Annotated in this window: 23 protein-coding genes; 13 read left to right on the forward strand and 10 right to left on the reverse strand. The window is 68.9% G+C overall.

What is annotated here, in order from left to right; all coding sequences use genetic code 11:
- Window positions 1-46 precede the first annotated feature (46 nt).
- On the forward strand, window positions 47-1924 hold the full coding sequence (locus ACWGIC_RS00300) for an FAD/NAD(P)-binding protein (protein WP_452073700.1): 1878 nt from the start codon (window positions 47-49) through the stop codon (window positions 1922-1924).
- Here ACWGIC_RS00300 and ACWGIC_RS00305 read toward each other — a convergent pair.
- The 3 genes from ACWGIC_RS00305 to ACWGIC_RS00315 form a co-directional block, all read right to left on the reverse strand.
- On the reverse strand, window positions 1914-2813 hold the full coding sequence (locus ACWGIC_RS00305; RefSeq protein WP_452073701.1) for a glycosyl hydrolase family 18 protein: 900 nt from the start codon (window positions 2811-2813) through the stop codon (window positions 1914-1916). The genes ACWGIC_RS00300 and ACWGIC_RS00305 overlap by 11 nt on opposite strands.
- Window positions 2814-2862: 49 nt before the next feature.
- Window positions 2863-3501 (reverse strand): HNH endonuclease family protein, encoded by a 639-nt coding sequence (locus tag ACWGIC_RS00310; RefSeq protein ID WP_452073702.1) that lies wholly within the window; start codon window positions 3499-3501, stop codon window positions 2863-2865.
- Window positions 3502-3653: 152 nt separating this feature from the next.
- Window positions 3654-4325 carry a hypothetical protein gene (locus tag ACWGIC_RS00315; RefSeq protein ID WP_452073703.1) on the reverse strand — a complete coding sequence of 224 codons (672 nt, stop codon included), beginning with the start codon at window positions 4323-4325 and terminating at the stop codon, window positions 3654-3656.
- A 76-nt stretch (window positions 4326-4401) separates the two neighbouring features.
- Between ACWGIC_RS00315 and ACWGIC_RS00320 the strand changes: the two genes are divergently transcribed.
- Window positions 4402-5688: an adenylosuccinate synthase gene (locus ACWGIC_RS00320; RefSeq protein WP_009084870.1), complete on the forward strand. Its 1287-nt coding sequence runs from the start codon at window positions 4402-4404 to the stop codon at window positions 5686-5688.
- 54 nt (window positions 5689-5742) lie between these two features.
- On the opposite strand, the gene ACWGIC_RS00325 is transcribed toward ACWGIC_RS00320, so the two are convergent.
- A complete protein-coding gene (locus ACWGIC_RS00325) occupies window positions 5743-6240 on the reverse strand; it encodes an OsmC family protein (RefSeq protein WP_452073704.1) in 498 nt (165 codons plus the stop codon).
- Window positions 6241-6390: 150 nt separating this feature from the next.
- On the opposite strand from ACWGIC_RS00325, the gene ACWGIC_RS00330 reads away from it, so the two are divergent.
- Window positions 6391-7293, forward strand: coding sequence for a TIGR03564 family F420-dependent LLM class oxidoreductase (locus ACWGIC_RS00330; RefSeq protein WP_452073705.1), 903 nt, complete (start codon window positions 6391-6393; stop codon window positions 7291-7293).
- Here the strand turns inward: ACWGIC_RS00330 and ACWGIC_RS00335 are convergent.
- From ACWGIC_RS00335 to ACWGIC_RS00350, 4 genes are all read right to left on the reverse strand, one after another.
- A complete protein-coding gene (locus ACWGIC_RS00335) occupies window positions 7274-8911 on the reverse strand; it encodes a Na+/H+ antiporter (protein ID WP_452073706.1) in 1638 nt (545 codons plus the stop codon). The genes ACWGIC_RS00330 and ACWGIC_RS00335 overlap by 20 nt on opposite strands.
- 601 nt (window positions 8912-9512) lie before the next feature.
- Entirely contained in the window at window positions 9513-9725 is a 213-nt protein-coding gene (locus ACWGIC_RS00340; protein ID WP_452073707.1) for a hypothetical protein, read from the reverse strand.
- Window positions 9726-10329: 604 nt separating this feature from the next.
- Complete coding sequence (locus tag ACWGIC_RS00345) at window positions 10330-11865, reverse strand: amino acid permease (RefSeq protein WP_452073708.1); 1536 nt, start codon at window positions 11863-11865, stop codon at window positions 10330-10332.
- 218 nt (window positions 11866-12083) lie between these two features.
- Window positions 12084-13433: an FtsX-like permease family protein gene (locus tag ACWGIC_RS00350; RefSeq protein WP_452073709.1), complete on the reverse strand. Its 1350-nt coding sequence runs from the start codon at window positions 13431-13433 to the stop codon at window positions 12084-12086.
- A gap of 328 nt (window positions 13434-13761) precedes the next feature.
- Between ACWGIC_RS00350 and ACWGIC_RS00355 the strand changes: the two genes are divergently transcribed.
- Entirely contained in the window at window positions 13762-14208 is a 447-nt protein-coding gene (locus ACWGIC_RS00355; RefSeq protein ID WP_452073710.1) for a nitroreductase family deazaflavin-dependent oxidoreductase, read from the forward strand.
- Between the two features lie 68 nt (window positions 14209-14276).
- Here ACWGIC_RS00355 and ACWGIC_RS00360 read toward each other — a convergent pair whose 3' ends face one another.
- Window positions 14277-15413 carry a glycerophosphodiester phosphodiesterase gene (locus ACWGIC_RS00360; RefSeq protein WP_452073711.1) on the reverse strand — a complete coding sequence of 379 codons (1137 nt, stop codon included), beginning with the start codon at window positions 15411-15413 and terminating at the stop codon, window positions 14277-14279.
- A gap of 251 nt (window positions 15414-15664) precedes the next feature.
- Between ACWGIC_RS00360 and purD the strand changes: the two genes are divergently transcribed.
- From purD to ACWGIC_RS00405, 9 genes are all read left to right on the forward strand, one after another.
- Entirely contained in the window at window positions 15665-16924 is a 1260-nt protein-coding gene (purD, locus tag ACWGIC_RS00365; protein WP_452073712.1) for a phosphoribosylamine--glycine ligase, read from the forward strand.
- 98 nt (window positions 16925-17022) lie between these two features.
- Window positions 17023-17412 carry a PE domain-containing protein gene (locus ACWGIC_RS00370; RefSeq protein WP_452073713.1) on the forward strand — a complete coding sequence of 130 codons (390 nt, stop codon included), beginning with the start codon at window positions 17023-17025 and terminating at the stop codon, window positions 17410-17412.
- Window positions 17393-17995, forward strand: coding sequence for a DUF3558 domain-containing protein (locus ACWGIC_RS00375; RefSeq protein ID WP_452073714.1), 603 nt, complete (start codon window positions 17393-17395; stop codon window positions 17993-17995). The genes ACWGIC_RS00370 and ACWGIC_RS00375 overlap by 20 nt, the downstream gene beginning before the upstream one ends.
- A gap of 8 nt (window positions 17996-18003) precedes the next feature.
- Complete coding sequence (locus ACWGIC_RS00380; RefSeq protein ID WP_452073715.1) at window positions 18004-19665, forward strand: hypothetical protein; 1662 nt, start codon at window positions 18004-18006, stop codon at window positions 19663-19665.
- Window positions 19662-20420 (forward strand): ESX secretion-associated protein EspG, encoded by a 759-nt coding sequence (locus tag ACWGIC_RS00385; protein ID WP_452073716.1) that lies wholly within the window; start codon window positions 19662-19664, stop codon window positions 20418-20420. The genes ACWGIC_RS00380 and ACWGIC_RS00385 overlap by 4 nt, the downstream gene beginning before the upstream one ends.
- Before the next feature lie 188 nt (window positions 20421-20608).
- Window positions 20609-20920: a hypothetical protein gene (locus tag ACWGIC_RS00390; RefSeq protein WP_067577414.1), complete on the forward strand. Its 312-nt coding sequence runs from the start codon at window positions 20609-20611 to the stop codon at window positions 20918-20920.
- A 22-nt stretch (window positions 20921-20942) separates the two neighbouring features.
- On the forward strand, window positions 20943-22088 hold the full coding sequence (locus ACWGIC_RS00395; protein WP_452073717.1) for a transglycosylase SLT domain-containing protein: 1146 nt from the start codon (window positions 20943-20945) through the stop codon (window positions 22086-22088).
- A gap of 41 nt (window positions 22089-22129) precedes the next feature.
- Window positions 22130-23296 carry a pyridoxal phosphate-dependent aminotransferase gene (locus tag ACWGIC_RS00400; RefSeq protein ID WP_452073718.1) on the forward strand — a complete coding sequence of 389 codons (1167 nt, stop codon included), beginning with the start codon at window positions 22130-22132 and terminating at the stop codon, window positions 23294-23296.
- Between the two features lie 124 nt (window positions 23297-23420).
- Complete coding sequence (locus ACWGIC_RS00405; RefSeq protein WP_409184305.1) at window positions 23421-23606, forward strand: hypothetical protein; 186 nt, start codon at window positions 23421-23423, stop codon at window positions 23604-23606.
- A gap of 69 nt (window positions 23607-23675) precedes the next feature.
- Here the strand turns inward: ACWGIC_RS00405 and ACWGIC_RS00410 are convergent, their stop codons facing one another.
- Window positions 23676-24257, reverse strand: coding sequence for an HAD family hydrolase (locus ACWGIC_RS00410; protein ID WP_452073719.1), 582 nt, complete (start codon window positions 24255-24257; stop codon window positions 23676-23678).
- Between the last annotated feature and the right edge of the window lie 10 nt (window positions 24258-24267).

Here is a 24267-nt window from a genome sequence, read left to right on the forward strand (position 1 = left end):
GTGGAACGGCCGCCGTCCGGCCATCCAGCCGCGTAGCTTCGCCCGGGTGACCGCTCTCCCGACGTTCACGCTCGCCATCGTGGGCGCCGGACCTCGCGGGGTCGGCGTCCTCGAACGGCTGTCCGCGAACGCCGCCGGCCTGCTCGGCGACCGGCGCGTCGAAGTCCACCTCATCGACCCGTTCCCGCCCGGCCCTGGCCGCGTGTGGCGGTACGAGCAGTCGCCGCTGCTGCGGATGAACTCGATGCCCGAGGACGTCACCGTGTTCACCGACGACACTGTCCGGATCGACGGTCCGGTGCGGCCGGGTCCGTCGCTGATCGAGTGGGTGCGGCAGGTGCGCGCGGGCACCGTCGCCTATCCGGTGCCGGACGACGTCCGCGCCGAGTTCGAGAGCCTCGCCTCCACGGATTTCCCGACCCGGCGGCTGCAGAGCCGGTACCTGGAGTGGTTCTACCGCAAGGTGGTGGCCGAATTGCCGCCCGGCATCACGGTGGTCGAACATCTCGCCACGGCCGAGCGTATCGACCACGACGAAACGGTGCGGCTTTCCGACGGCACGACCGTGGTCGCCGATGCCGTGGTGCTGACTGTCGGCCACCTCGACGCGGTCCCGGACTCTCGCGAACGCGAACTGGAGGCGTTCGCCGAGCAGCACGCGCTGTCGTACTACCCCGCTGGCTACACCGCGGACGTCGACTATTCCGCTGTGCCTGCTGGAGAACCGGTGTTGGTGCGCGGTTTCGGTCTGGCGTTCGTGGACCTGATGCTGTTGCTCACGGAGGGGCGCGGCGGCCGGTTCGAAGAATTGCCGTGCGGCGGCTTGCGCTACCACCCGAGCGGTGCAGAGCCGGTGCTGCACGTCGGTTCCCGGCGAGGGGTGCCGTACCACGCGAAGACCGGTTACCGGTTGCGTGGGAAACCGTTGCAGCTGCCCAGGTTCTTCGACCAGCGGGCGATCGACGGGCTGACCGGCCCGCTCGACTTCCGCGTGGACGTGTGGCCGCTCATCGCGAAAGAACTCGCCTGGGCGTATTACACCGAGCTGTTCACCGGCCATCCGGACCGCGTGCGCACAGATTTCGCTGTCTTCGCGGACAAATTCGCCGACCTGCCCTGGGAATCGTCCGAAATGGACGCTCTGATCGCGGCCGCGGTTCCTGCCCGGGAAGACCGGCTCGACCTGGAACGGCTGGATCGCCCGTTCGCTGGCCGCCGCTTCGATTCCGGTGAGGAATTCGGGAAAGCGGTGCGGAAGTACATCGAATCAGACCTTGCCCGGCGCGCGGACGTGCACCACAGTGCGGACCTCGGCGCGTTCATGGCACTGCTGTCGGTGATCGGCCAGCTGCCCGCGCTGCTCGCGACGGGACGGCTGACCGCCGCCTCTCAAGTGTCCGATATGGACGGATGGTTCCACGGCTTTTTCTCCTACTACGCCAGTGGTCCGCCGCCGCGGCGTCTCGACGAGCTGCTCGCGCTCGAGGACGCTGGTGTCGTTTCGTTTCTCGGCGCGGACATTTCGATCGCCGCCGACGAGGCCGCCGGAACGTTCGTCGCTTCGAGCGCCAGCCACCCGGACACTGTCGCCGCGCGCACGTTGATCGAGGCGCGACTGCCGGACGCGAGTGTCCCGCGAGTGTCCGACCCGCTGTTGCGCAGCCTGCGCGACACTGGCGCGCTGGCCGAGGAAACCGTGCCGGATGTCGACGGCGCGACCCTGCCGTCCGGGCGGATCGCCACGACGCTCAACGACTTCCGGCTGCTCACTGTGGACGGAACGGCGCATCCGCGGCGATTCGCGGTCGGCCCGCACACGAGCGTCCGCTCGGCGGGGGCCTTCACGCGGCCGCGCACGAATGCGATCTCATTCCGGCAGAACGACGCATTGGCAAGGGAAATCCTGCGGCTGGCTAACCCTTGACGGTCGGCGCGATCTGCTGTGCCCACTCCCACGGCGCGGTGGTGTCGCCGGGCAGCGAGTTGAAGTACTCCCAGCCGTCGATGCCGCCGAAGTCCGGATACTTCTGGACGAGGCTGCCGACGGTGTTCTTCAGCGTCGGCATGTCGACGTAACCGTTGCAGTTGGCGGGATTCGTGACAGTTCCGGCGACAACCTTGCTTGCCGGGACGACGCCGCGGCCGATGATCTGGTCATAGCCGGAGGTGTCCGCCAGCGAACCCCAGCCGCAGTAGAACTGGGCGTTGAACCAGGAAATCTGGTCGCCGCGCTCGCGATAAAGCCGGTCGTAGTCGAGGCCGGAAAGCCCACCGCCGCCGCTGAGTTCGGTCGCGACCGGCGCGAGGGTGATCAGGAAGTCCGCGCCGAAGTCGTTTCGCAGCGCGTCGATCACCCGGTTCAGGGCGTCGTTCGACATCTGCTCTTCGACATCGAGATCGATGCCAGACAGCGAATGGTCGCGGATCAGGTTGCGCAGCAACGGGTAGTAGGTGTCGAAGTCCTGCTCCAGACGCTGGAAGCTGCCCTTCGCCGCGCCGCCGACGAAGGCGAGCGCGTGCACGCCTTTGCTTTGCATCGTGGCGAGGTCGGCCCACATCTGCGTGAACTTGCCGTCTGAGGGCGGATCGTCGTTGAGCGTCATGGTTCCGCCGTCGTTGAGGTGCACCGCGCCCACGATCACGTCGGTTGCGCCGGTGTCGTGGTCGGTGAGTCCCAGCGGGGAGATGTACGACCCGTTCTGGTGCGTCGTTTGGTAGTAGACAACAACTCTGCGTCCGGTTGCCGCCGTGGCCGGGACTGCTCCGCAGAGCACCAGGAACACCGCCAGCACCGCCGCCGTGATCTTCCTCATGGGTTCGGACCCTAGGACGGCAGCGGTGCCCGCGGTAGGCCCGAAAGCGTCAGCAACGCCCCAGCATGTCCGTCAGCGCAGACTTCTCCGCCGAATTCACGGTGAGCTTGAACTTGTACTTGACCGTGACCCACATCTTGGCGTAGGTGCACCAGTAGCCGGTGGACGGCGGCTTCCACTGGTCCGGCGACTTGTCGCCCTTTTCCTGGTTCACGTTGTCGGTCACCGCGATCAGCTGCGGATCGGACAGATCGTTGGCGTAGGCCTGGCGCTGCTCCTGCGTCCAGGACGAGGCCCCGGTGCGCCACGCGTCGGCGAGCGGAACGACGTGGTCGATGTCCACATCGGACGGAGAGCTCCAGGTCGCGTCGTCGTACGGCGAGGTCCACTTGCCGGACGTCGGATAGCAATCGGAGCCGACCTGGACGTTCGTGCCGTCACGCTTGAGCACCATCTCGCGCGTGTTGCAGTTGTTGCCCTGGTCGATCCAGTGCGGGAACTTGTCGCGGCTGTAGCCGTCTTGCGAGCCGTCCGGTTTCACCGTGAGACCGGCGAGCTGGCTTTTCGCGGTGTCCGCCGACGGGATGCCGGGCGGGGTGGCGTCGGCGACGCCGACCGTGACCGAGCCGAGCAGCGCGACGCCGGCCAGGACGGTCAAGGAGTTGCGAACTGTACGAGTGGTCGGCATATTTCTGCCTCCCTGGTCAGGTGCGGGACTGGTTCACCTTTGACCACGAAAGTGGCGCGCGCAACACCGTCAGGTGACAGGAAACCGACCTTCAGTAAACGGAAAGTCACCGAGAGTCCAAGCTGGCCTGAACCCTGCGCGGCCGAAGCGGGTCAGCCGCGGACCGCCCGAAGGTCGGCCGTATGCCGGTACCAAGTGCGGCGGGTGATCTCGCGTTCCTGCGGCACACCGTCGATGACCAGCGAAGACGTCGGCACGCAGCCGAGCTGGAAGGCGCGCCCGCGATACGTCGAGGATCGTTTGAGGAGCTTGCCGCGGGTGATTCGGGCGGTCACTCCAGCGTCGTCCGGTGCGACCTCGATGCCGGAAACCGAGCCGTCGAAAGCCACCTGTTCGTCGCAATACGCCTGGCCCTTGACATCGCGCAGGGTCGCGTGCCCGAGGAGTACTCCGCCGGTGTCGTCGCGCACGAGCGGGATCTCGGTGTCGTCACCCTTCCAGGCGAGCGTGAACGCCTCGTCCGGGTCCGAGGGCAGCCGCCAGTGCTCGGCGACGCGAGAGCCGGCCTCAGTGGCCACGAAACCGACGGACACGCCCGAGAGGAGTTCGCGGCGCATGAGACGCACCACCACGGCGGCGAGGCCAGCGTCGGAGCCCAGCACGACGAGCCGGTCGTGTTCCCCCAGCAAGGGGTCGATTTCTGCCTTGCCGGGACGGGGTCCGGCATGCACCAGCGGGACGTCGCCGAGCCGCGCGGGCAGATCCGCCGCGGCGCCGCAGGCCACCACTATTCCGCGCACTCCGGCGTCCTCCGTTAAAGTCATGCACCGGCATTTACCAGCGCCACCCGTGCCCCCGTCCGGGGTCACTATTCCTATTGCCGAACACCTGGAGTGTCACATGCCGGCCATCGTGCTGATCGGTGCCCAGTGGGGGGACGAGGGCAAGGGCAAGGCCACCGACCTGCTCGGCGACCGCGTCCAGTGGGTCGTCCGCTACCAGGGCGGCAACAACGCGGGCCACACGGTCGTGCTGCCGAACGGCGAGAACTTCGCGCTGCACCTCATCCCGTCGGGGATCCTGACGCCGGGCGTGACGAACGTCATCGGCAACGGCGTGGTCATCGACCCGGGCGTGCTGCTGGACGAACTGGCCGGCCTCGAGGAGCGCGACGTCGACACCAGCAAACTGCTGATCTCGGCCGACGCGCATTTGATCATGCCGTACCACGTGGCGATCGACAAAGTCACCGAGCGCTATCTGGGCAGCCGCAAAATCGGCACCACCGGCCGCGGCATCGGGCCGTGCTACCAGGACAAGATCGCCCGCGTCGGCGTGCGCGTGCAGGACCTGCTGGACGAGAAGATCTTCCGGCAGAAGGTCGAGGCGGCCCTGGAGTTCAAGAACCAGGTGCTGGTCAAGGTCTACAACCGCAAGGCGCTCGACGCCGACCAGGTCGCCGACGAGGTGCTCGCGGCGGGCGAGAAGTTCGCGCACCGCATCGCCGACACCCGGCTGCAGCTGAACCAGGCGCTGGAGCGCGGCGAAACGGTGCTGCTGGAGGGTTCGCAGGGCACGCTGCTCGACGTCGACCACGGCACGTACCCGTTCGTCACGTCGTCGAACCCGACGTCCGGCGGCGCGAGCGCGGGCTCGGGCATCGGGCCGGGCCGCATCACGACCGTGCTGGGCATCCTGAAGGCGTACACGACGCGCGTCGGCTCCGGCCCGTTCCCGACCGAGCTGGACGACGAGTCCGGCGAGTACCTGCGCAAGCAGGGCGGCGAATTCGGCGTCACCACCGGCCGTTCCCGCCGCACCGGCTGGTTCGACGCGGTGATCGCCCGCTACGCGGTGCGGGTCAACGGAATCACCGACTACTTCCTGACCAAGCTGGACGTGCTGTCCGGCCTGGAGAAGGTCCCGGTGTGCGTCGGCTACGAGGTGGACGGCTTCCGGACCTCGGACATGCCGATGACCCAGACCGACGTGCACCACGCGGTCCCGATCTACGAAGAGCTGCCGGGCTGGTTCGAGGACATCTCGCACTGCCGCACGTACGACGAACTGCCTGCCAACGCGCGGGCTTACGTCGAGCGGATCGAGGAGCTGTCGGGAGCCCGGGTTTCGGCGATCGGCGTCGGCCCCGGCCGGGAGCAGACGATCGTGCGGCACGAGTTCGCCTGATCTATTCGGTTTTGGCGGCCAGGCTGGTTTCCTGCCGGCCTGGCCGTTTTTTCGTCAGCGAACCGTGGTGGTGACCGGGGTTTGGTTGCGGAACAGGTCGAGCACCGGGCAGTGTTCATCCACCGCGCGGCGCAACTGTTCGTAGGCGTCGGCCGAGGCTGGGCCTTCGAGTTCCACGGACACCCGCACGTCGCTGAAGCCCGGCCGGGTCGATTCGTCGAAGCCGAAGAAGCCGTGCAGGTCCAGGTCTCCGTCCACCTTCACGCGCACCGCGTCCAGCTGGATGCCGAGGCGGGCCGCCCAGAACTGGTACGTGATCACCTGGCAGGACCCGAGCGCGGCCAGTGCGTACTCGACCGGGTTCGCGGCCTGGTCGGTGCCGCCGAGGGCGGGCGGCTCGTCGACGGTGAACGCGTGGTCGCGCACCCGGACGTCCACCACCGTCGAAGTGTTCGCGGCCAGTGCGTGGTCGACGCTGAACGACACCGCCGCGTTGTGCCGGTCCGTCTGCACGGCTTGGCGGGTGCCGTCGATGACGTCGGTCAGTGACATCGGTCCTCCTGGGGTCGTCGGGCGTCCAGGGTGCGGGTCTGCCGCGGCGTGCGGCAGGGGCTCTCGGCGGCTGAGAAAGCGGCTGGTACAAAGCCGCGTGGTTGTTTCGGCTGGTGAGAAACCGGTGGTGGGCCTGGATAGCTTGGAGGCATGAGCGTCGGACTGACCTTGCCCGCCCTTCCGCAGGCGAACATCACGGTGACCGAAGTGCTGGAGCAGGCGCGCGAGGCCGAGGAGGCTGGTGCGGCGTCGATCTGGTTCGCCCAACTGCCCTCGAGTCACGACGCGCTGGCGGTGGCCGCGCTGGCCGGACAGGTGACGTCGCGAGTCGAGATCGGCACCTCCGTCGTGCCGATCTATCCGCGGCATCCGCTGGTGCTGGCGTCCGCGGCACGCACGGCGAGCGAGGCGTCCGGCGGGCGCTTCACGCTTGGCATCGGCCTTGGTGCCAAGAACTTCCTCGAACCCGTCTACGGCACGCCGTACCCGCCCCCGGTGCGGCACTTGCGGGAGTACCTGACCGCCTTGCGCGCGCTGTTCGCCGGGGAACAAGTCGACTTCACCGGCTCGACGCTGGAAGTCCACCTGTCGCAGCCAGCGCCGGCGACGCCGATCTCGGTGATCGTCGCCGCGATGGGGCCGCAGGCGTTGCGCGTCACCGGAGAACTGGCCGACGGCACGCTGCCGTATCTGGCCAGCCCGCAGGCGATTTCGAACCTGATCGTGCCCGGGATCGGTCCGGGCAAGCGAGTGATCGCCGCCGTACCGGCCGTGGTGACCAGCGACGTCGACGCGGTGCGCGAAATCGCGGCGCAGGAACTCGGTTTCTACGGTTCGATCCCGTCGTACCAGCGCATCCTGAAGGAGGGCGGCGTCGAAAGCGCAGCGGACCTGGTGCTGATCGGCGACGAGGAGACGGTCGCCGCCGGAGTGCGGCGTTATTTCGACGCCGGCGCGACCGACGTGTTGCTCACCCAGACCGCCCTGCACACCGACGAGGACCGGCGGCGTACCTGGCGGCTGACGGGCGAGCTCAACTCATCCGGTTCGTAAGGGTTGTCGTTACTGACATTTCCTCCAGATCGAGTTCGTGCAGCACCTTCTGCAGGACGTCGTCGTCAAGGCGGCCGGCACGGTTCTCCTCGATCATCGCCGCACGCTGGGTGATGAGGAGTTCCCGCCGCGCCTTGGCGAACTGCGCCTGCGGGCTGTCGCGGCGCTCCTCGCCGGACAGGGTGATCGCGGCCTGCGCGAACCGGTAACGGGTGTCCACCATGCGTTCCAGCCGTTGTTCGAGCCGCTTCATTTTCTCCGGCTCGATGTCTAATGTGGACAGTTGATCGCGGGCGAGTTCGCGCAGCCGCTCGTGCGCGGCTTTCTGCGCGACCTCGCGCGCGGCCAGCTCCTCGGCCTGGTCGCGCGCGTCCTCGTCGGGGTCTTGGACCTTGAGCAGCCGGATCAACGGCGGCAGCGTGAGACCTTGGATCAGCACGGTCCCGACCGCGACGGCGAACGCGAACAGCTGAATCTCGGCGCGCCCAGGCGTGTCCGCGGGAACACCCGACGCGGCGGCGATGGTGACGACACCGCGCATGCCGGTCCAGGAGATCACCGCCAGCGAACGCCAAGCAGGCGGATCGTGCTTGGTGCGTCTGAGAAGCTGCAGCGACCGGGGCAGGTAACTGGACAGGAAAACAGCGGGAATCCGCACGAACATCGTCGCGAGCAACACGACGACCGCGGACAGCGCGAGCGTCCAGTTGTCCCGCGCGGCATGCTGCGCCCCGTCGAGCACGAACGGCAGTTGCAGTGCCATCAAGGCGAACACCAGCGCTTCGAGCATGACGTCGATCGAGGCCCAGACAGACCGGTCCTGCACCCGCGTCGCCGGTGATGCCCGCAGCGATCGGTGCCCGAGGAACAGCCCCGCCGTGACGACCGCCAGCACGCCGGACCCGCTGAACTCCGATCCGAACGGATGCAGATGCTCCGCGGTGACGTACGCCGCGAACGGCACCACGATCCCGAACGCCGATTCGAGCAGCGGATCGTCCAGCCTCGCACGGATCAGCTCGACCACCCCGCCCGCGACCAGCCCGACAAGAATGCCGACCACCGTCGCGACGGCGAACACCGCGAACCCGTGCCCGAGCGACCCCGCCGTCCCGGCCACCGCCGCGAGCGCGACCTTGTACAGCGTGAGCGCGGCCGCGTCGTTGACCAGGCTCTCGCCGGTGAGCACAGTCATCACGCCCCGTGGCAGCCCGAGCCGCCGCCCGATCGCGACCGCCGTGACCGCGTCCGGCGGAGACACGACCGCCCCGAGCACCAGCGCCGACGCCCACGGCAAATCGGGCAGCAGCAAATGCACGACGAAGGCGATCACGAACGCGGTGCCCACCACGAGCAGCACGCCGAGCGTGATGATCGGCCGCAGATTCGCACGAAAGTGGGAGATCGAACTCTCCAGCGACGTCGAGTACAGCAACGGCGGCAGCACGACGGTCAGGATCAGCTCGGGCTCCAGTTCGACCCGCGGAACACCGGGAATCAACGCGATCCCCAGCCCGACCACCACGATGAGCAGCGGCGCGGACAGGTTGAACCGCCGGGCGATCGCAGTCAGCCCCAGCGACCCGGCGAGCACGCCGACCAGCGTCAAGGTCTCCATGCTTCGCATCTTGACTCATGCGTCGCGCGGGACGCGGATGGTGTGGATTCGTGTCGGGACTCCCTTCGGGGTGAGGCGGATGGGCCGGGTCGCTGGTGTTGGGGGTGGTCGTCGGTGGGTTGCGCGGGTGCGTTCGGGGTGGGTCGGGCGCGGGGTTTTCGGGTGGCCGGGCAGGGGCCGCGCGAGTCGGCTGGCGGGGCGTGGTGGCGGACGGCGCGGGTCCACGCGGGACGGTTGGCGGATGGGTGGGCCGCTTGGTATTGGCGGGGAAGGGGTAACCGGCTGCTGCTCGGTTCCGGGCTGGCTGGTGGGCAGAGCGACTGGGGTGGGCTCGGAAGGAGCGGCTGATTGTGGATCGATGCCAGGGTGGCTTCGCTGCCGCACCCCGCACCCCGCACCCCGCACCCCGCACCCCGCACCCCGCACCCCGCACCCCGCACCGCCGCCGCTGCCGCACGCCGCGCCGCCGCCGCACGGCACACCGCTGCCGCACGCCGCGCCGCCGCCGCACCGCACACCGCCGCCGCACCGCACACCACCGCCGCTGCCGCACGCCGCGCCGCCACCGCACCGCACACCACCGCTGCACATCGCCGCCGCACTACCGCCGCCGCGCACCATCGCTGCACGCCGTCGCCGCACTACCGCCGCCGCGCACCATCGCTGCACGCCGTCGCCGCTCGCCGTTGCACACCGCCGCCGCACGCACGCCGTCGCTGCACCGCCGCCGCACGCCGCACACCACCACCGCCGCATCGCCGCCGCCGCACACCGCGGCCGCCGTGCACCATCGCCGCTGCCGTATCGCTGCCACCGCACACCACCACCGCCGCGCACCGCCGCCGCACCGCCGCTGCGGGCCATTGCCGTTGCGCGCCATCACCGCCACGGTGTCGGTAACCCCGGCACACGGTGTTGGTAACCCCGGCACCGTCGGCGGACGGGGCCCGGCATGGGCGCGGGAGCGGGGCAGCGGTGGGAAGTGCAGCGGCTGGCCCGCGCACCGGCGATCGGGCTGCGGCAGACGATCGAGACCGCTTCCCGCACCGGCAGCCCAGCCGCCGCCTGAGCGCGGAACCCGCCCTCGAGATCCGCCGCCTTCACCAGCCCAGCTGCCGCAGATCCGCCGCGCAGCGGGCCGACGAAAGGGCGCGGCCGCTCGGCGAGAAGCTCGCGGTCGTCGTTCCCGAGCCTCGGTGTGGAGTCGGCGGGGTGGTCTGGCTGCGAAGCGAGAGCCGTGACGGGATGGCATCGGGCGTCCCGTCACGGCGGGTTCACTTCGCAGCAGACGAAGTGAACCGAAGCCGTGGTCGGCACGCGACGGTTCGGCCGGATCCCGCCCGCAGGCTCCGGTCAAGCACCAGCCAGCGGAGCGATGCCGGGCGGGGAACGGCCGGCCGTCTCGAGAGCTTGCGGGACTAACCGAGTTCCTTCAGTTCCTTTTCCACCGCAGCGAGTTCCGCCGCCGAGCCCTGCACCTTCGGGCCGGTGAACCACTTCCGTGCCGACAACACCCACCACAGGGCGGCCCCGCCCAGAACGACCAGGAAGGCGATCGGCGTGTAGTTGAACGTGTCGACCGTGACTGGGCTCGCCTGGGGGAGCATGAAGAGCACGAAGATCACCGCGACCCATCCCGTCGCGACGATGCCGATCGGTTTGCCCCAGCGGCCCAGGTTCCACGGGCCTTTCTCGAAACTGTCGCCGCGGCGGACGCGGAGAAAGACGGGGATCACGTACGCCACGTACAGGCCCACTGTCGCGATCGAGGTGACTGCTGCGTACGCCGTCGCGCTCCACAGGTACGGCAGCGCGAGCACCAGCGCACCGCCAGCGGCCAGCCACACCGCGTTGGTCGGTGTTTGGGTTCGTTTGTTGATGCTGTGCCAGATCTTCGAACCCGGGATCGCGCCGTCGCGGGCGAAGGCGTAGATCATGCGGGAGTTCGCGGTCACCGACGCCATGCCGCAGAACAGCTGCGCGCCGATACAGATCAGGAGCAGGAATTTGCCGGTCACCGCGTCGGTCGCGTCGATGAAGATTTGCGCTGGCGGGACGCCGGTGGCCGAGTTGACGGCTCCGTCGTAGTTCTGGATCGCGAACGTCAGGCCGATCAACAGGATCCAGCCCGCCACGAGCGAGACGAGGATCGAGTTGATGATGCCGCGCGGCCCCGCTTTCGCGGCGTTCTTGGTTTCCTCCGTCATGTGCGCCGAGGCGTCGTAGCCGGTGAGGGTGTATTGCGCCAGCAGCAAACCCAGCAAGAACACATACGGCGCGGAACCCCAGCCGGTCTGGTTCACGAAACTGCCGAACACGAACGACGCTTCCTGATGTTTCGCCGGAACGAACACGAGTACGCCCACGATCACCAGCACGCCAAGCAGATGCCACCACACGCTGACGCTGTTCAGCACCGCCACCACACGCACGCCGAAGGTGTTCAGCACCCCGTGCACGACGAGAATGACGGCCAGCAACAGGATCGTGTGCCCCGGCGTCGCGCTGAAGCCCCACTGCAGATCGAGGAACGCGTTGAGGAAGAGCGCGGCGCCGAAGTCGATGCCGGCCGTGACCGCGATCTGCCCGATCAGGTTGAACCAGCCGGTGAACCACGACCACGCCGGGCCGTTGCGCGTCGCCAGTTTCGCCGCCCAGTAGTAGAGCCCGCCCGCGGTCGGGTAGCTCGAGCACACCTCCGCCATGCCCAGCCCGACCAGCACCACGAACAGCCCGACCAGCGGCCAGCCCCAGATCATCGCCGCCGGGCCGCCGGTTTTCATGCCGAAGCCGTACAGCGTGAGGCAGCCGGAGAGGATCGAGATGATCGTGAACGACACGGCGAAGTTCGAGAACGCCGACATCGTGCGTTTGAGTTCCTGCGCGTAGCCGAGCGCGTGCAGGCGAGCGCTGTCTTCGTCGGGCTGGCCGGTCTGCTGATCGGAGACATCCATCGGGCACCCACCTGAAAGGTATGCGGACAGACCATTGAGAGTGCGCAGAAGTTAGCCCCCGGCGTTCGCGGGTGTCAAGGTTTCGCTGGTGGCTGGGCGGAAGCTCCTCCGAACGGCGCAGGGCGGTCCGGGTTTCGGTGATCAACATAAGGCCAGTATGTCGAACGGATGTTCGAGTGCGCATCACTCGAACCGGTCGTCTGCGAAGCGGCGGCCGGTCAGCGGCAGGCCCGCACCGCCGGGACGCGGATCGCCCGCCGGGCGGTGCCGACGCTGGAGGCCAGGGTCAGCGCGCACGCGGTGAGCACGATGCCGAGGTAGATCGTGATGGTGGCGTCCGGCAGTACCGAACCTGTCTTCACCAGGCTGTACGGGACCACCGTCGCGACCGAGGCGATCGAGCCGAACAGCACCCCGGTCGACGCGAGCACGGCTCCCTCCAGCCCGACCATCCCGAGCACCTGCGGCGGCGTCGAACCCACGAGGCGTTGCTGGCCGAACTCCCGCCTGCGGTGAATGGTGGTGGCGATGAGCGTGTTCACCACCATGATCGCGGCGAACAACGCGACCATGCCGACCACCACGTAGTTCAGCGTTTCGATGCTCCGGGCGATCTCGGTCCGCGCCCCGGTCGCCGCGGAGTTCTCGATGCTCTGCATGTAGAGGGTGCCGGTGGCCATTCCGGTGAACAGGATGTTCGGCACGAGGGCCCCGGCCAGCTGCTGAGTCTGCCCGCGCAGGTTGAGCACGGCCAGGTGGCCGCTAGCGCCCGTTCGCCTCAGCGCCCTGGTCAGCGCCCGCGTGATCACCGTCAGCAGCGAGGGCGCGAGCAGCGCGAACCCGACCGCGGACAGGATGGCGCCCTGGCCGCCGACAGCCATCAACGCGGGCTCCCGGCCGGTGAACACGGTCGCGGTCAGCACTCCGGCGGAAATGCCGGCGGCGAGCACGAGCACCCCGGCGATGAGGCGGACCCGCCCTGGCCGGGCACCGCCGACCGAAGCGGTGAGCAGTCCTTCCCGCACCCCGATCCTGGCTCCGCGCCACGCCGTCGCCGCGGCTGCGATCGCGGCCGCGAGCAGTGTGATCCCGAGGCCGATGCCGATCGCGAACGGACCGAATTCGGCGGGCATGCCTCGCGGCACGCGCTGAGTGTTCTTGAGCAGGTCGACCACCAGCCTGCCGGCGAACACCGCCGGTGTGATCGCCGCGAGAAACGCGATGATCGCGATGGACACGGCCTCGCCGACGATCAGCTGGCCAATCTGCGCAGGCGTCGCGCCGACGCTTTTCAGCAGAGCCAGCTCAGCGTCGCGTTGGCGTACCAGCAAGCCGAGCGTGGACATCACGGCGACCACGACGAGCACCAGGCCCCAGCCGCCGACCGCGCTCGCCATGATGGTCAGCATGCTTCCGGTCGCCTCGTCAACGGCGGCGTTGGCGCGAGTGTCCAGCAGCGACGCGAAAGTCATCAGGATCGTGGCACCGAGGAACAGCGAGACGAAGCTCGCCACGAAGCTGGCGGGGCGGTGGCGCAGCGAGCGCAGCGCGAAACGAAAGATGATCATCGGACTGCTGCCCTTCGCTCGACAGCCGAAGGGCCGGCCAACTCGTGCCTGCCAGCGCACGCACCCGGTTCCTCTCCGGCCCGGATGCCTTGCTGACCGACTCCCGCCGCAGTTCCAGCCACCGGTCTCTCCCCTCGACAGCCTGCGCGACGAACGCTAAGGCTCCCGACGGCACGACGGCGATGGCCTGCACCCCCCGTTACGGGGTGGGGACAGCCCTACCTCGCCCGGGCTGGACAGACATTTCTGACCAGGATGTCGAGAATGTCGCGGCGGCTCCGTCTCCGGGGCGAGATACTCCCCGTTCGCCCCTGAAAGGACCGTCGCCATGGCTGTCGCCGAAGACCTCGACCGCGCTACCGACTCGAAGTGGGACTGGGTCGCCGAGCAGACCAGGACCTACCTGGCCACGAATGGCGCGGAAGGGCATGAATCCAACGGCCTTTACACGCTCCTGCTCGTCACGACCGGCCGCAAAACCGGCGTGCCTCGGCGCACCTGCCTGATTTACGGCACCTCCGGCGACGAATTCGTCGTCGTCGCCTCCAAAGGCGGTGCCGACGAGGATCCGGAGTGGTTCAAGAACTTGGTGGCGGAACCGAGTGTTGGCGTGCAGGTCGGCGATCGCCGGTTCACTGCCCGCGCCCGTGTCGCGGCTCCGGACGAGCGCGAGACTCTGTGGCCCCAGATGGCGCGCATTTTCCCGCTGTACGACGAATACGCGCAGAAAACCGACCGGGTCATCCCGATCGTTCTGCTCGCGCCGCAAGACTGAAACGGCCCGCCAGCGACGCGGACGTCACCGGCGGGCCGGAAAGAAAAACCTAAGTCGGCAAAGAGAAATCAGCGGCCGGTGAAGTCCCGGACCGACTCCAGCGCGGTGTCCGGCTGGTCGGCGAAGAATCCGTCGACCCCGGCCTTCAGGAACGCCGCTTCCTCCGCGAACACGTTGCCGAACGCGCTCGGGCTGGCCGAGGAGCGCAGGTTCGCCGGCAGGAACGGGTTTTCGTTGCGGAAGGTGTAGGGCTGCACCTCAAGCCCGGCGCGGTGCGCGTCGGCGATCAGCGTGGTCGGTTTGCCGAGGTTGTCTTGCGCATCCCGCGGGATGATCTGCCCCTTCTCCGGGCCGAGGTATTTCGCGTACTTCGCGATCTCGCGCAGGCCGGCGGGCGTGACCAGGTCGGCGTAGGTGCGCTTGTCGCCCTTCGCGACGAAGTCGGCCGGAGCGCCCTTCGCCTCGGTCAGCTGCAGCAGCGGCACTCGCACCTGCTTGTGCAGCTCCTGCAGGTTCGACACCTCGAACGACTGGATGATCACCGGCGCGTTCGGCCGGTTCAGGCCGTTGCGGTTGAGGATCGACACCAGCTTCGGTTCGGTCGGGTTGCCGATCGAGGAGAAGTACGTCGAGTGCTTGACCTCCGGGTAGGTGCCCAGCGTCCGGTGCAGCTCGTGGCCGAGCCGCCGGGTCAGGTCGAGCACCTCCTGGTAGGTGGCGATCCGGTAGCGGCCGTCGTAGAGCTGGTTGTTCGGCCGGTTCTGCGGGATCCGCTCCTTGGCGTAGAGCGTTTTCAGCTCGGCGAGGGTGAAGTCCTCGGTGAACCAGCCGGTCATCTTGGTTCCGTCGATGACCTTCGTGGTCTTGCGCGAGGCGAACTCCGGGTGGGCCGCGACGTCGGTGGTGCCGCTGATCTCCGGCTCGTGCCGGGCGACGAGCTGGCCGTCCTTGGTCGGCACCAGGTCGACGTCGACGTAGTCCACCCCCATCCGCCAGGCGAGTTCGTACGACGCGAGCGTGTGCTCCGGGCGGTAGCCGGGCGCGCCCCGGTGTCCGACGATCACCGGGCCATCGTGCCGGGGACCGTGCGCGGCCGCACCCGCGGCCGTGTCCTCGCTCGCGGCGGCCGGGCCGATCGCGAGGCCGGCGACGCCGAGCAGGGCCAGGCCGGACAGGGCGAGCACGCCGAGGCGTTTGCGCTTCATGGGGGACCTTTCTCTACCGGGCGATCCGCAGCTCGCCACGACTACCGCGTCACCCTCACCGCCGCAAGCGTCGCGCGCACGGCACCAGCCGGACGGGCGGTTGACAACCGGGTAAACGGTGGATGGCGGCCGAATCCGGACCCCGTTCTCCGGTGTCCGAGGTCTCAACGGACCAGTCGCGCACCTGGTCCGGGACGAGGTCGCGGACGGCGCGCTGCCGGGGCGCGACACGCACCGTTACTCTGTCCGGCGTGCGCGTACTGGTAATCGGCTCCGGCGCCCGTGAGCATGCACTCGTCCTCGCGGTGTCTGGCGACCCCGCGGTCACGGCGCTCGCCTGCGCCCCCGGCAACGCGGGGACGACGGCGGTCGCGGAGCAGCTCGGGGTCGAACTCGCCGAGCCGGAGGCCGTCGCGGCCCTGGCCAAGGAGTGGAAGGCCGACCTCGTCGTGATCGGGCCGGAGGTGCCGCTCGTCGCGGGCGTCGCCGACGCGGTGCGCGAAGCCGGCATCGCCTGCTTCGGACCGTCTGCCGCGGCTGCGCGCATCGAGGGGTCGAAGGCGTTCGCGAAGGACGTCATGGCGACGGCGAAGGTGCCGACGGCCCGCAGCGAAGTCGTCGACACCCCCGCGCGTCTCGACGCCGCGCTTCAGCGCTTCGGGCCCACCTGGGTCGTGAAGGACGACGGTCTCGCCGCTGGCAAGGGCGTGGTCGTGACCGAGGATGTCGAGGTCGCGCGCAAGCACGCGTTGATGTTGCTCGACGGCGGTCACCCGGTCCTCCTGGAGTCCTTTTTGGACGGACCGGAGGCCTCGCTGTTCTGCTTCGTCGACGGCCGCACTGTGGTGCCGATGCTGCCCGCGCAGGACTTCAAGCGCGTCGGCGACGGCGACACCGGCCCGAACACCGGCGGCATGGGCGCTTACGCACCGTTGCCGTGGGCTCCTGCGGGCCTGGTGGACGACGTCGTCGCGCGGATCGTGCAGCCGGTGGTGGACGAACTCGCCGACCGGGGCAGCCCGTTCTCCGGCCTGCTCTACGCCGGGCTCGCGCTCACCTCGGAAGGCCCGCAGGTGATCGAGTTCAATTGCCGCTTCGGCGACCCCGAGACGCAGGTTGTGCTGGCACTGCTGCGTACGTCGCTGGCGACTGTGCTGAACGCGACGGCGACCGGGAAGCTGGCTGAGCTGCCGCCGCTGGAGTGGTCGGGCGGAGCCGCGGTCACCGTCGTGATCGCTGCCGACGGGTACCCGGGCAAGCCGCGCACTGGTGACGTCATCACCGGCGGAGAGATCGAAGGCGTGCTTCACGCGGGTACGCGGCGTCGCGACGACGGTGCGGTGATTTCGGCGGGCGGACGGGTGCTGTCGGTCGTTGGCACCGGTAAGTCGCTTAAGGCGGCGCGCAAGCACGCGTACGAGACTGTCGAGCGCGTACACCTCGCTGGGTCGCACCACCGCACCGATATCGCATTGCGCGCGGCCAACGGGGAAGTAAGCGCTCCCGCCTGAGCAGCTTCTCCACGAAGTTCGCCTCGGGTTCACGCGCCGGTTGGTAGCCTCGAAACGGTCCGTACGGTCACCGTCCGTATCACGGGAGGGGTTAGCGCATGCCGGGAAGCACACCGCTCACCGACCTGGCTTCGTCGGTACCGGCAGCGCCGGGCGTGGCGGACATCGTGGTCGAGCCGGCGAAACTGCTTGAGGTCGCGCGGGTGGTCGACGAGCAGGTCAGCGCGCTCGAAGACAAGCTCCTCACGCGGCTGGGCGAGCTGCGGGTCGACACTCCTTCGTCGGACACGGTGAGCGTGAACGCGATGGCTGCGTGGAACACCGTTGTCGCGGAAGGTGATCATTCGTACGCCGCGCAGGTGCGCGCGTACGTCGCCAATCTGCACAAGCTTGTCGGACAGCTGCGCGAAGCAGCGAAGACGTACGAGGCCAGCGACGCAGACAAGGCCGCGGCGTTCGGGGACCGTGGTGCGCACGGCATCCACTAAGCCGATCATCGCCGTCGTCGCGGTACTCGGCCTCGCGGGCTGCTCGTCGGGCGAGCAAGGCACCGCGTACCCCGTACAACCGGCGATGAGTTCCCTGGCGCAACAGACGAAGGCGGCCGCACTGCCGCAGCGGCCGTCGGATTTGCCGATCGCCGGGACCGATCCGTGCGACCTGCTCGGTCAAGCGCAGCTCGACCTGCTGAAGGTCACGAGCGTGCCGCGCAAGGCCGCCGAGGCGAAAGACGGGCCCACCTGCGTGTTCGATTCGGACAAAACCGAGCCGTTCCACGCGCTGCACCTGCGGATCGTCGGCGCGGACGTCCAGGAGTGGCTCACCGGCTCGCGGCGCAAGAACAGCATGACCACCTCGCCCACCAGCGTCGAGGGCTATCCGGCGATCACGAACTACCGCGCGGCGGGCACGCCTGCCGACTGCGAGGTGCTCGTCGGCGTCGCCGCGGGGCAGACCATGGCGGCACAGGAGTTCGCGGTCACCGCGGGCGCGTTCAGCCAGCCGCAGTTGTGCGAAATCGCCACCCAGGCCGCCGGCCTGGCCGTGCAGGGCCTGAAGAACCGGACCTAGGAGGGCGCGTGGAGATCTCCGAACTCGCGGGCAGGATCCGCGACCACCGTTTCGACGGGTGGACCGACACCGCCATCGCCGACGAGATCGAGAAGTTCGGCACCGGCGACGGAATCGCCAGCATCGCCACCGCGGTCGAGGCCCTGCGGGAGGTCGCGACCGCGCTCGCGGGCACCGACCGCGCTTTGCGCGACCAGCTCGCGAAGCTCGGCGTCGAATGGCAGAGCCAGGCGGGCGGGCAGGCCGGGCAGGTGCTGTCGGACCAGGCGGGCTTCTCGCAGGACGCGATGCAGAAGGTCACGCACACCGCGGAAATGCTTTTCGCGCAAGGAGAAGCGTTCAACCGCACCAAGTACAAGCTGCCCGACCCGGCCGCGGTGCGCAAAGGCGCGGAAAGCCTCACGCTCATCGATTCGGTGGCGAGCTTCCTCGGCTTCGAGACTGATCACGCGGCTCAGGTGCAGGCCGCGGACAACGCGCGCGGCCAAGCGGTCGAGGCGTTGAACTCCTACGCCCAGCAGAGCGGGGAAAACCTGCTGTCCACCGAGCCGCTGAGCCAGCCGCAGTCGCTCACGATGGTCCAGCCGGGCAGCGGGCCGAGTCCGGTGGACCGCGCCGCGGCGGCGGTCGACGTGACCCCAGACGGCCAGGTTCGGCCCGCTGCGGCGTCGGTGAAGTCGCAGTACGTTCCCCCGCCGCCGCCTCCGGCCCCTCCGGTAGATCCGCCGACGCCCGCGTACGGCAGTGCTTCGCAGGCACCGGCTGCTCGGCCGACCGCCCCGGTGGTCGCGGCTAGCTATGTGCCGCCGTCTTCGCCTCCGCCGTCGGGCTGGGAGAAGGCACCGGCTCCGCACGGCAGTGCGCCTCGGTCGGTCGGGTCCACTAACGGGCCGGGAATCCCTAGCGGGCCAAGCACTTCCGGCGGCCCCAGTGCTTCCGGCGGAACGCGGGTCCCTGGCGGAGTGCGGCCCGGGGAGCCCGGCACGTTCCTGCCGACTGGCCCGCGCGGGACCGGCAGCGGATCCGAAAGCGGTGGCCCGGGTAATCGCGGAGCTGTCGGCAGTTCGGAAAGTCTTGGTGGCACAAGCGGATCCAGTCGTTCGACGGTCGGCGGCCCGGCAGCTGGCGGCCCGGCGGCGGGCGGCTCGGGAGGAAACCCCGGCGGTGCCGCGGGCGGCAGCTATCCCGGCGGAGGCCACGAAAACCAAGCGCTGCAACGAGGTCGGCTGGTCGGCAGCGTCCCGCAGACGCCGCCCGCCCCGGTCGCCGAAGCCCCCAGCACTGCTCCGGTTCCGCGCGGAGGCGGCGCGTCGCCCGGAGAAATCGGCGCGGGCGCTGCTGCCTTGGGCGCGGGAGTGGCCGGTGGCGCGCTCTCCGGCGACCGGGAACGGCAAGGCCGCGGACCGGACAGCCAGCAGAAGGGTCTGGTCCGGCCGTTGCCGGTGGACGAGCTTCCCGAGGAGGAAGCTGTCGCGCTGCAGAAAGCCGAGCAGATCGCGCCGAAATCGGGCAGCGGCGACGCCAAGTACCTCTCCGAAGCCGCCCCGCAGGAAAGCGACGACGAGCACGTGCGCCGCTTCGGCGTCGACGACAAGGACCTGTTCGCCGACGGTCGGATGGTCACGCGCGACGTCCTCGGCGACGGCACGGGAGACGTGCGGCGGCCGTGAACCTGGTACTGACCGCCCTCGAATTCGACGTCCTGTGGGAATCGCTCGACTTGGGCAGGCGTCCGGCCGCGCTCGCGGTCCCGTCGCCGGGACGCACCCGCAGCGAACGGGCCGAACTGATCGAGTCCGTCTGGGATTCGCTGGCGCAGCGGCGGCTGGCGCGCGGCCGCCGTCCGTCCGGGACCGTGCTGGACCAGTTGCATTTGCTGGCGCGTCCGCGGGAAGCCGTGGACGTCTGGGTATGGGCGGACCGCGAGATCCACGGCCGCGCGGTGAGCCGGGGAAGCCAGGCCGTGCTGGCGGTGGTCGACCGGGACGAGGTGTGGCTGATTCCCGCTGAGGCCAGCGCGCTCGCCGACGCCGTGGTCTCGGTGGCCGGATCGCTGGACCCGGGCGTCGGCCAGTCGGTTTCGGTGCCGCACAGCACGCTGGTCGCCGCCGACGCGGCCGCCGGTGGTGACCCGAAGACGCTGGTCACGGCCTTGGAGGACCGGGGCGTGGCGCTGTGGGAAGCGCAGGAGCTGGCGGGGATGTTGATGGGGCAGGCGGCGCGCGGCCAGTTCTGCGCGGAGCGAGTGCTGCGGGACGGGACGGTGCGCCGGTCGCCGCACGTGGCGGCGTTTTACGACACCGATTCCGGACGGTATCTGTTCCAGCTCACGGACGATTCGGACGGGCATACCTGGGCGACGGTGAGCCCGGCGGACAACGCGGTGCTGGCGGAGCGGGTGCGGGAGTTGCAGGCCGCGATCTGAAGCGTTGGGGCAGACCGTTTTCTCCCGTTTCGACCTCGCTATAACCCGGTCCGGGGGTTCACGGCCGGAACTCGGACAGAACTGCACACGGCACGCGCTCGAAGTCTTAGAGTAAGCAGGGAACCGACCTGGTGAGCGGAGCGTCCGAACTGGTCGGGAAGCGAGTGTCGCGAAGGGGATGACGAACGGTGCCTGTCTACGATCCGGATTCCATGGCCATTGCCGCCAGGAACGTGGAGAAGCTGAAGGACGAGTTCGAAAAGTCCAAGAAGCACCTCACCGGCGTTGACGACGAGCCGGAAAGCCCGTTCGGCACGATGGGCGGCTCCAAGGACGTGCACGGCGCGGTCGGCACGTTCAAACAGGGCGTGCACAGCGAGTTCGACGCGGCCGGGAAGCTGATGGAGGCGACCAGCTTCATTCTCAAGAAGGCCGCCGGGCTGATCCAGGAGACCGACCAGGTCCACAAGACCGACCTGACCGTCCACGAAGACCGCTGAGCAGGCACGAGGGGGCAAGAGCATGGCGCTGATCGACTACCCGCCGAACTGGAACGGCATCGTCGAAAAGGCTAAGAAGGTCGACAAGATCAACCCGGACGCGATCAGCAAAGCCGGGCAGCAGTTCAGCGACGCCGCGAAACAGGCGGGCGACCACAGCGCCGCGCTGAACAATTCCACGAAGTCGTTGGCAGGCGGAGTGTGGGAAGGTCCGGCGGCGGACTCTTTCGTCGAGTACGTCACGCAGATCACCAAGGCGGGCGACAAGGTGCAGGGGCACCTGGACGAGGTCGGCAAGGACCTGACTCAGCTGTCGAGCGACCTCGGCGGGATCAAGACCAAGGTCACCGAGGCCTTCAACACCGCCAAGACGAACATCGACAACCGCATCAAGACCGAATCGGATCGCGCGCAGAAGGCGCAGACGGCCGAGGCGGAGTACGCAAAGTCGGACAAGAAGGGCCCGGCGCCCAGCCCGACGTCGCAGTCGATCATCGACGAGGCGAACAAGGCGAACCAGAGGGACGCGACCGCGGCCGAACAGACCATCGACCCGCTGCTGAAGCAGGCCGACGACATGGTCAAAAAGTCGCAGGACCTGATGAAGACCCAGATCGAGGGCGGCTATTCGAAGGTCCCGCTCCCCAACTCGGACGGCACCATTCCGCAGAGCACCGGCGGCCTGCACACCGGCCACGGCGGCGGCGGTGGCGGTGGCGGCGGGGGTCACCACGGCGGCGGTGGCGGTGGCGCCAGCGGAGGTGGCGGCGGCCTCGGCCCGAGCGGCGGTCCGCCCTCCTCGCCTCCGCCCGGCAACGTTCAGCAGTGGATCCAGGAAGCGATCAAGGCACTGCAGGCCGCGGGCGTGAACGTCACCGACGCGGACATCAAGAACATCTGGGCGATCATCCAGCACGAGTCCGGCGGCAATCCGAACGCGATCAACAACTGGGATTCGAACGCCGCGGCAGGGCATCCGTCCAAGGGCCTGATGCAGTGCATCGACTCCACGTTCAACGCGCACAAGCTGCCCGGGCACGACAACATCTACAACCCGGTCGACAACATCATCGCCGGGGTCCGCTACTCGCTCGACCGGTACGGCTCGATGTCCAACGTCCCGGGCATCGCGGCGATGGCGCACGGCGGCGCGTACCGCGGTTACTGACGGCACAACCCGCACGCGGTCCCGCCGGTTAGCCTGGCCGCATGGTCGACATCGGTGCTTTCGGCGGGCCCGCGTTGCGGGCAGGCGTACCTCCTTTCCACGTGATGGACGTGCTGTCCGCGGCGCAGGCGCGGCAGCGCAGCCACGGCGACCTCATCTCCTTGGCCGCCGGGCAGCCGTCCGCGCCCGCTCCGGCTGCGGTGCTGCGCGCGGCTCAGGAAGCATTGAGCCAGCACACCCTCGGCTACACCGAGCAGCTCGGCATTCCTGAGCTGCGCGAAGCCGTCGCCGGGCATTACCGGCGCACCTACGACGTCGAGGTCACCGCCTCCGACGTCGTGATGACCACCGGCTCCTCCGGCGGTTTTCTGCTGTCGTTCCTCAGCGCGTTCGACCCGGGCGCGCGGGTCGCGATGGCCCGCCCGGGCTATCCGGCGTACCGGAATCTGCTGAGCGTCCTCGGCTGCGAGGTCGTCGAATTCGCGACCACGGCCGAGACGAATTTCCAGCCGACCGTCGAGCAGCTCGACCGGCTCGGGCCGATCGACGGGCTGATCGTCGCGAGTCCCAGCAACCCCACCGGGACCGTGCTGCCGCCCGGGGAGCTGGCCGCGATCTCCGGCTGGTGTGCGTCCCACGGGGTACAGCTGATCAGCGACGAGATCTACCACGGCATCTCGTACGGCAAGCAGCTCGATTGCGCCTGGCAGTACGGCCGGGAAGCGTTGGTGCTCGGGTCGTTCTCGAAGTATTTCGCGATGACCGGCTGGCGGCTCGGCTGGATGCTGGTGCCGCAGCGGCTGCATCGCGCGGTCGACGTCCTCACCGGCAACTTCACCATCTGCCCGCCCGCGGTTTCGCAGTACGCGGCGGTCGCGGCGTTCACGCCGGAGTCGTACGCCGAAGCGGACGCGCACGTCGAGCATTACCGGCGCAACCGCGACCTGCTCTTCGCCGGCCTGCGCGAGATCGGCCTGGACAAGCTCGCGCCCGCCGACGGCGCGTTCTACGCCTACGCCGACGTTTCCGACCACACCACCGACAGCCTGAGCTGGTGCCAGCGGCTGCTCGCCGACACCGGCCTCGCGATCACCCCGGGAATCGACTTCGACCCGGTCGACGGCGGTCGTTACGTGCGGTTTTCCTTCGCGGGAGCGACCGAGGACGTGACCGAGGGGGTACGTCGGCTCGGTGGCTGGCTGGGATGATTCCGGTCAGGGGGAACCCGGAGCTTTCCCTGAACGTTGGTCTGGCGTAGAGAGTTTCCGTCGTACGGATGGCACGCTGGAGGGCACCGGGCCGACGTGGCGCGGAAACGGCATCGGAGGAGCCATGTTCTGGAAGATCGTCGGAGCGCTCGTCGTGGCCTGGATCGCCTTCATGGTGATCGGGTCCGTGATCGGCTTCCTGTTCAAGGCCGTGCTGTGGATCGGCATCATCGGCGGGGTGCTGTTCCTGGGCACCGCGGCCTACGGGGCGATCACCGGGAAGAAGCAGTCGAAGCGGATCACCCGCTGACCGGCGCCGAACCATACTGAGCGGACGAGACGGCTCCCGCGCCGGGAAGGTGCGGGAGCCGTTCGCTGCTCAGGCCAGTGCCGCGCGGGCGGCTTCCGCGCCGTCCCACAGGTGTGCGCGGATTCCGACCGCGCGAGCGCCGTCGATGTTGACCTGGCGGTCGTCGAAGAACAGGCACTCGTCCGGTTCGGCACCCAGTTTGTCCAGCAGCAGCTGGAAAATCTCGGCGTCTGGCTTCGCGACCTTCACGTCGCCGGAGAACAGCGTGTGCTTGAACAGCTTCGACCATTCCTGCTCGCGCACCCAGACGCCGAACGCCGACGGCGCGTTCGACAGCAGTGCGAGCGAGGCTCCGGCGTCGGACAGCGACTGCAGCAAGTCCAGTGATCCCGGCGCGAGCTGTCCCCAGCCCGCGACGTCGAGCGCGGTCAGTTCGGCCGACAGCGCGTCGTCCACCTTCGCGCCCACCTGGTCGCCGATGGACGTCCAGTACTCCAGGTCAGGACAGCCGCGGTCGTACGGGTCGCGCACGCTCCAGTACACCGGTTCGAACGTCTCGTGCGGGACGCCCATGGCGGCTGCCAGCTTCGGCACCGCGGCGGTGCGGACGCTGAGCACCTCGCCGTAGTCGAACACGATCCAGTTGGTCACCCGAGTCCCC

The organism is Amycolatopsis sp. NPDC054798 (assembly GCF_053611505.1).

Excerpts from the sequence above, each read along its gene's own strand:
- ACWGIC_RS00360 (WP_452073711.1), bottom strand. The coding sequence starts at position 15,413 with ATGAAGCGCAAACGCCTCGGCGTGCTCGCCCTGTCCGGCCTGGCCCTG.
- ACWGIC_RS00350 (WP_452073709.1), bottom strand. The coding sequence starts at position 13,433 with ATGATCATCTTTCGTTTCGCGCTGCGCTCGCTGCGCCACCGCCCCGCC.
- ACWGIC_RS00345 (WP_452073708.1), bottom strand. The coding sequence starts at position 11,865 with ATGGATGTCTCCGATCAGCAGACCGGCCAGCCCGACGAAGACAGCGCT.
- ACWGIC_RS00310 (WP_452073702.1), bottom strand. The coding sequence starts at position 3,501 with ATGCCGACCACTCGTACAGTTCGCAACTCCTTGACCGTCCTGGCCGGC.
- ACWGIC_RS00395 (WP_452073717.1), top strand. The coding sequence starts at position 20,943 with ATGGCGCTGATCGACTACCCGCCGAACTGGAACGGCATCGTCGAAAAG.
- ACWGIC_RS00400 (WP_452073718.1), top strand. The coding sequence starts at position 22,130 with ATGGTCGACATCGGTGCTTTCGGCGGGCCCGCGTTGCGGGCAGGCGTA.
- ACWGIC_RS00405 (WP_409184305.1), top strand. The coding sequence starts at position 23,421 with ATGTTCTGGAAGATCGTCGGAGCGCTCGTCGTGGCCTGGATCGCCTTC.
- ACWGIC_RS00315 (WP_452073703.1), bottom strand. The coding sequence starts at position 4,325 with ATGACTTTAACGGAGGACGCCGGAGTGCGCGGAATAGTGGTGGCCTGC.
- ACWGIC_RS00305 (WP_452073701.1), bottom strand. The coding sequence starts at position 2,813 with ATGAGGAAGATCACGGCGGCGGTGCTGGCGGTGTTCCTGGTGCTCTGC.
- ACWGIC_RS00370 (WP_452073713.1), top strand. The coding sequence starts at position 17,023 with ATGCCGGGAAGCACACCGCTCACCGACCTGGCTTCGTCGGTACCGGCA.
- ACWGIC_RS00330 (WP_452073705.1), top strand. The coding sequence starts at position 6,391 with ATGAGCGTCGGACTGACCTTGCCCGCCCTTCCGCAGGCGAACATCACG.
- ACWGIC_RS00325 (WP_452073704.1), bottom strand. The coding sequence starts at position 6,240 with ATGTCACTGACCGACGTCATCGACGGCACCCGCCAAGCCGTGCAGACG.
- ACWGIC_RS00335 (WP_452073706.1), bottom strand. The coding sequence starts at position 8,911 with ATGGAGACCTTGACGCTGGTCGGCGTGCTCGCCGGGTCGCTGGGGCTG.
- ACWGIC_RS00320 (WP_009084870.1), top strand. The coding sequence starts at position 4,402 with ATGCCGGCCATCGTGCTGATCGGTGCCCAGTGGGGGGACGAGGGCAAG.
- ACWGIC_RS00355 (WP_452073710.1), top strand. The coding sequence starts at position 13,762 with ATGGCTGTCGCCGAAGACCTCGACCGCGCTACCGACTCGAAGTGGGAC.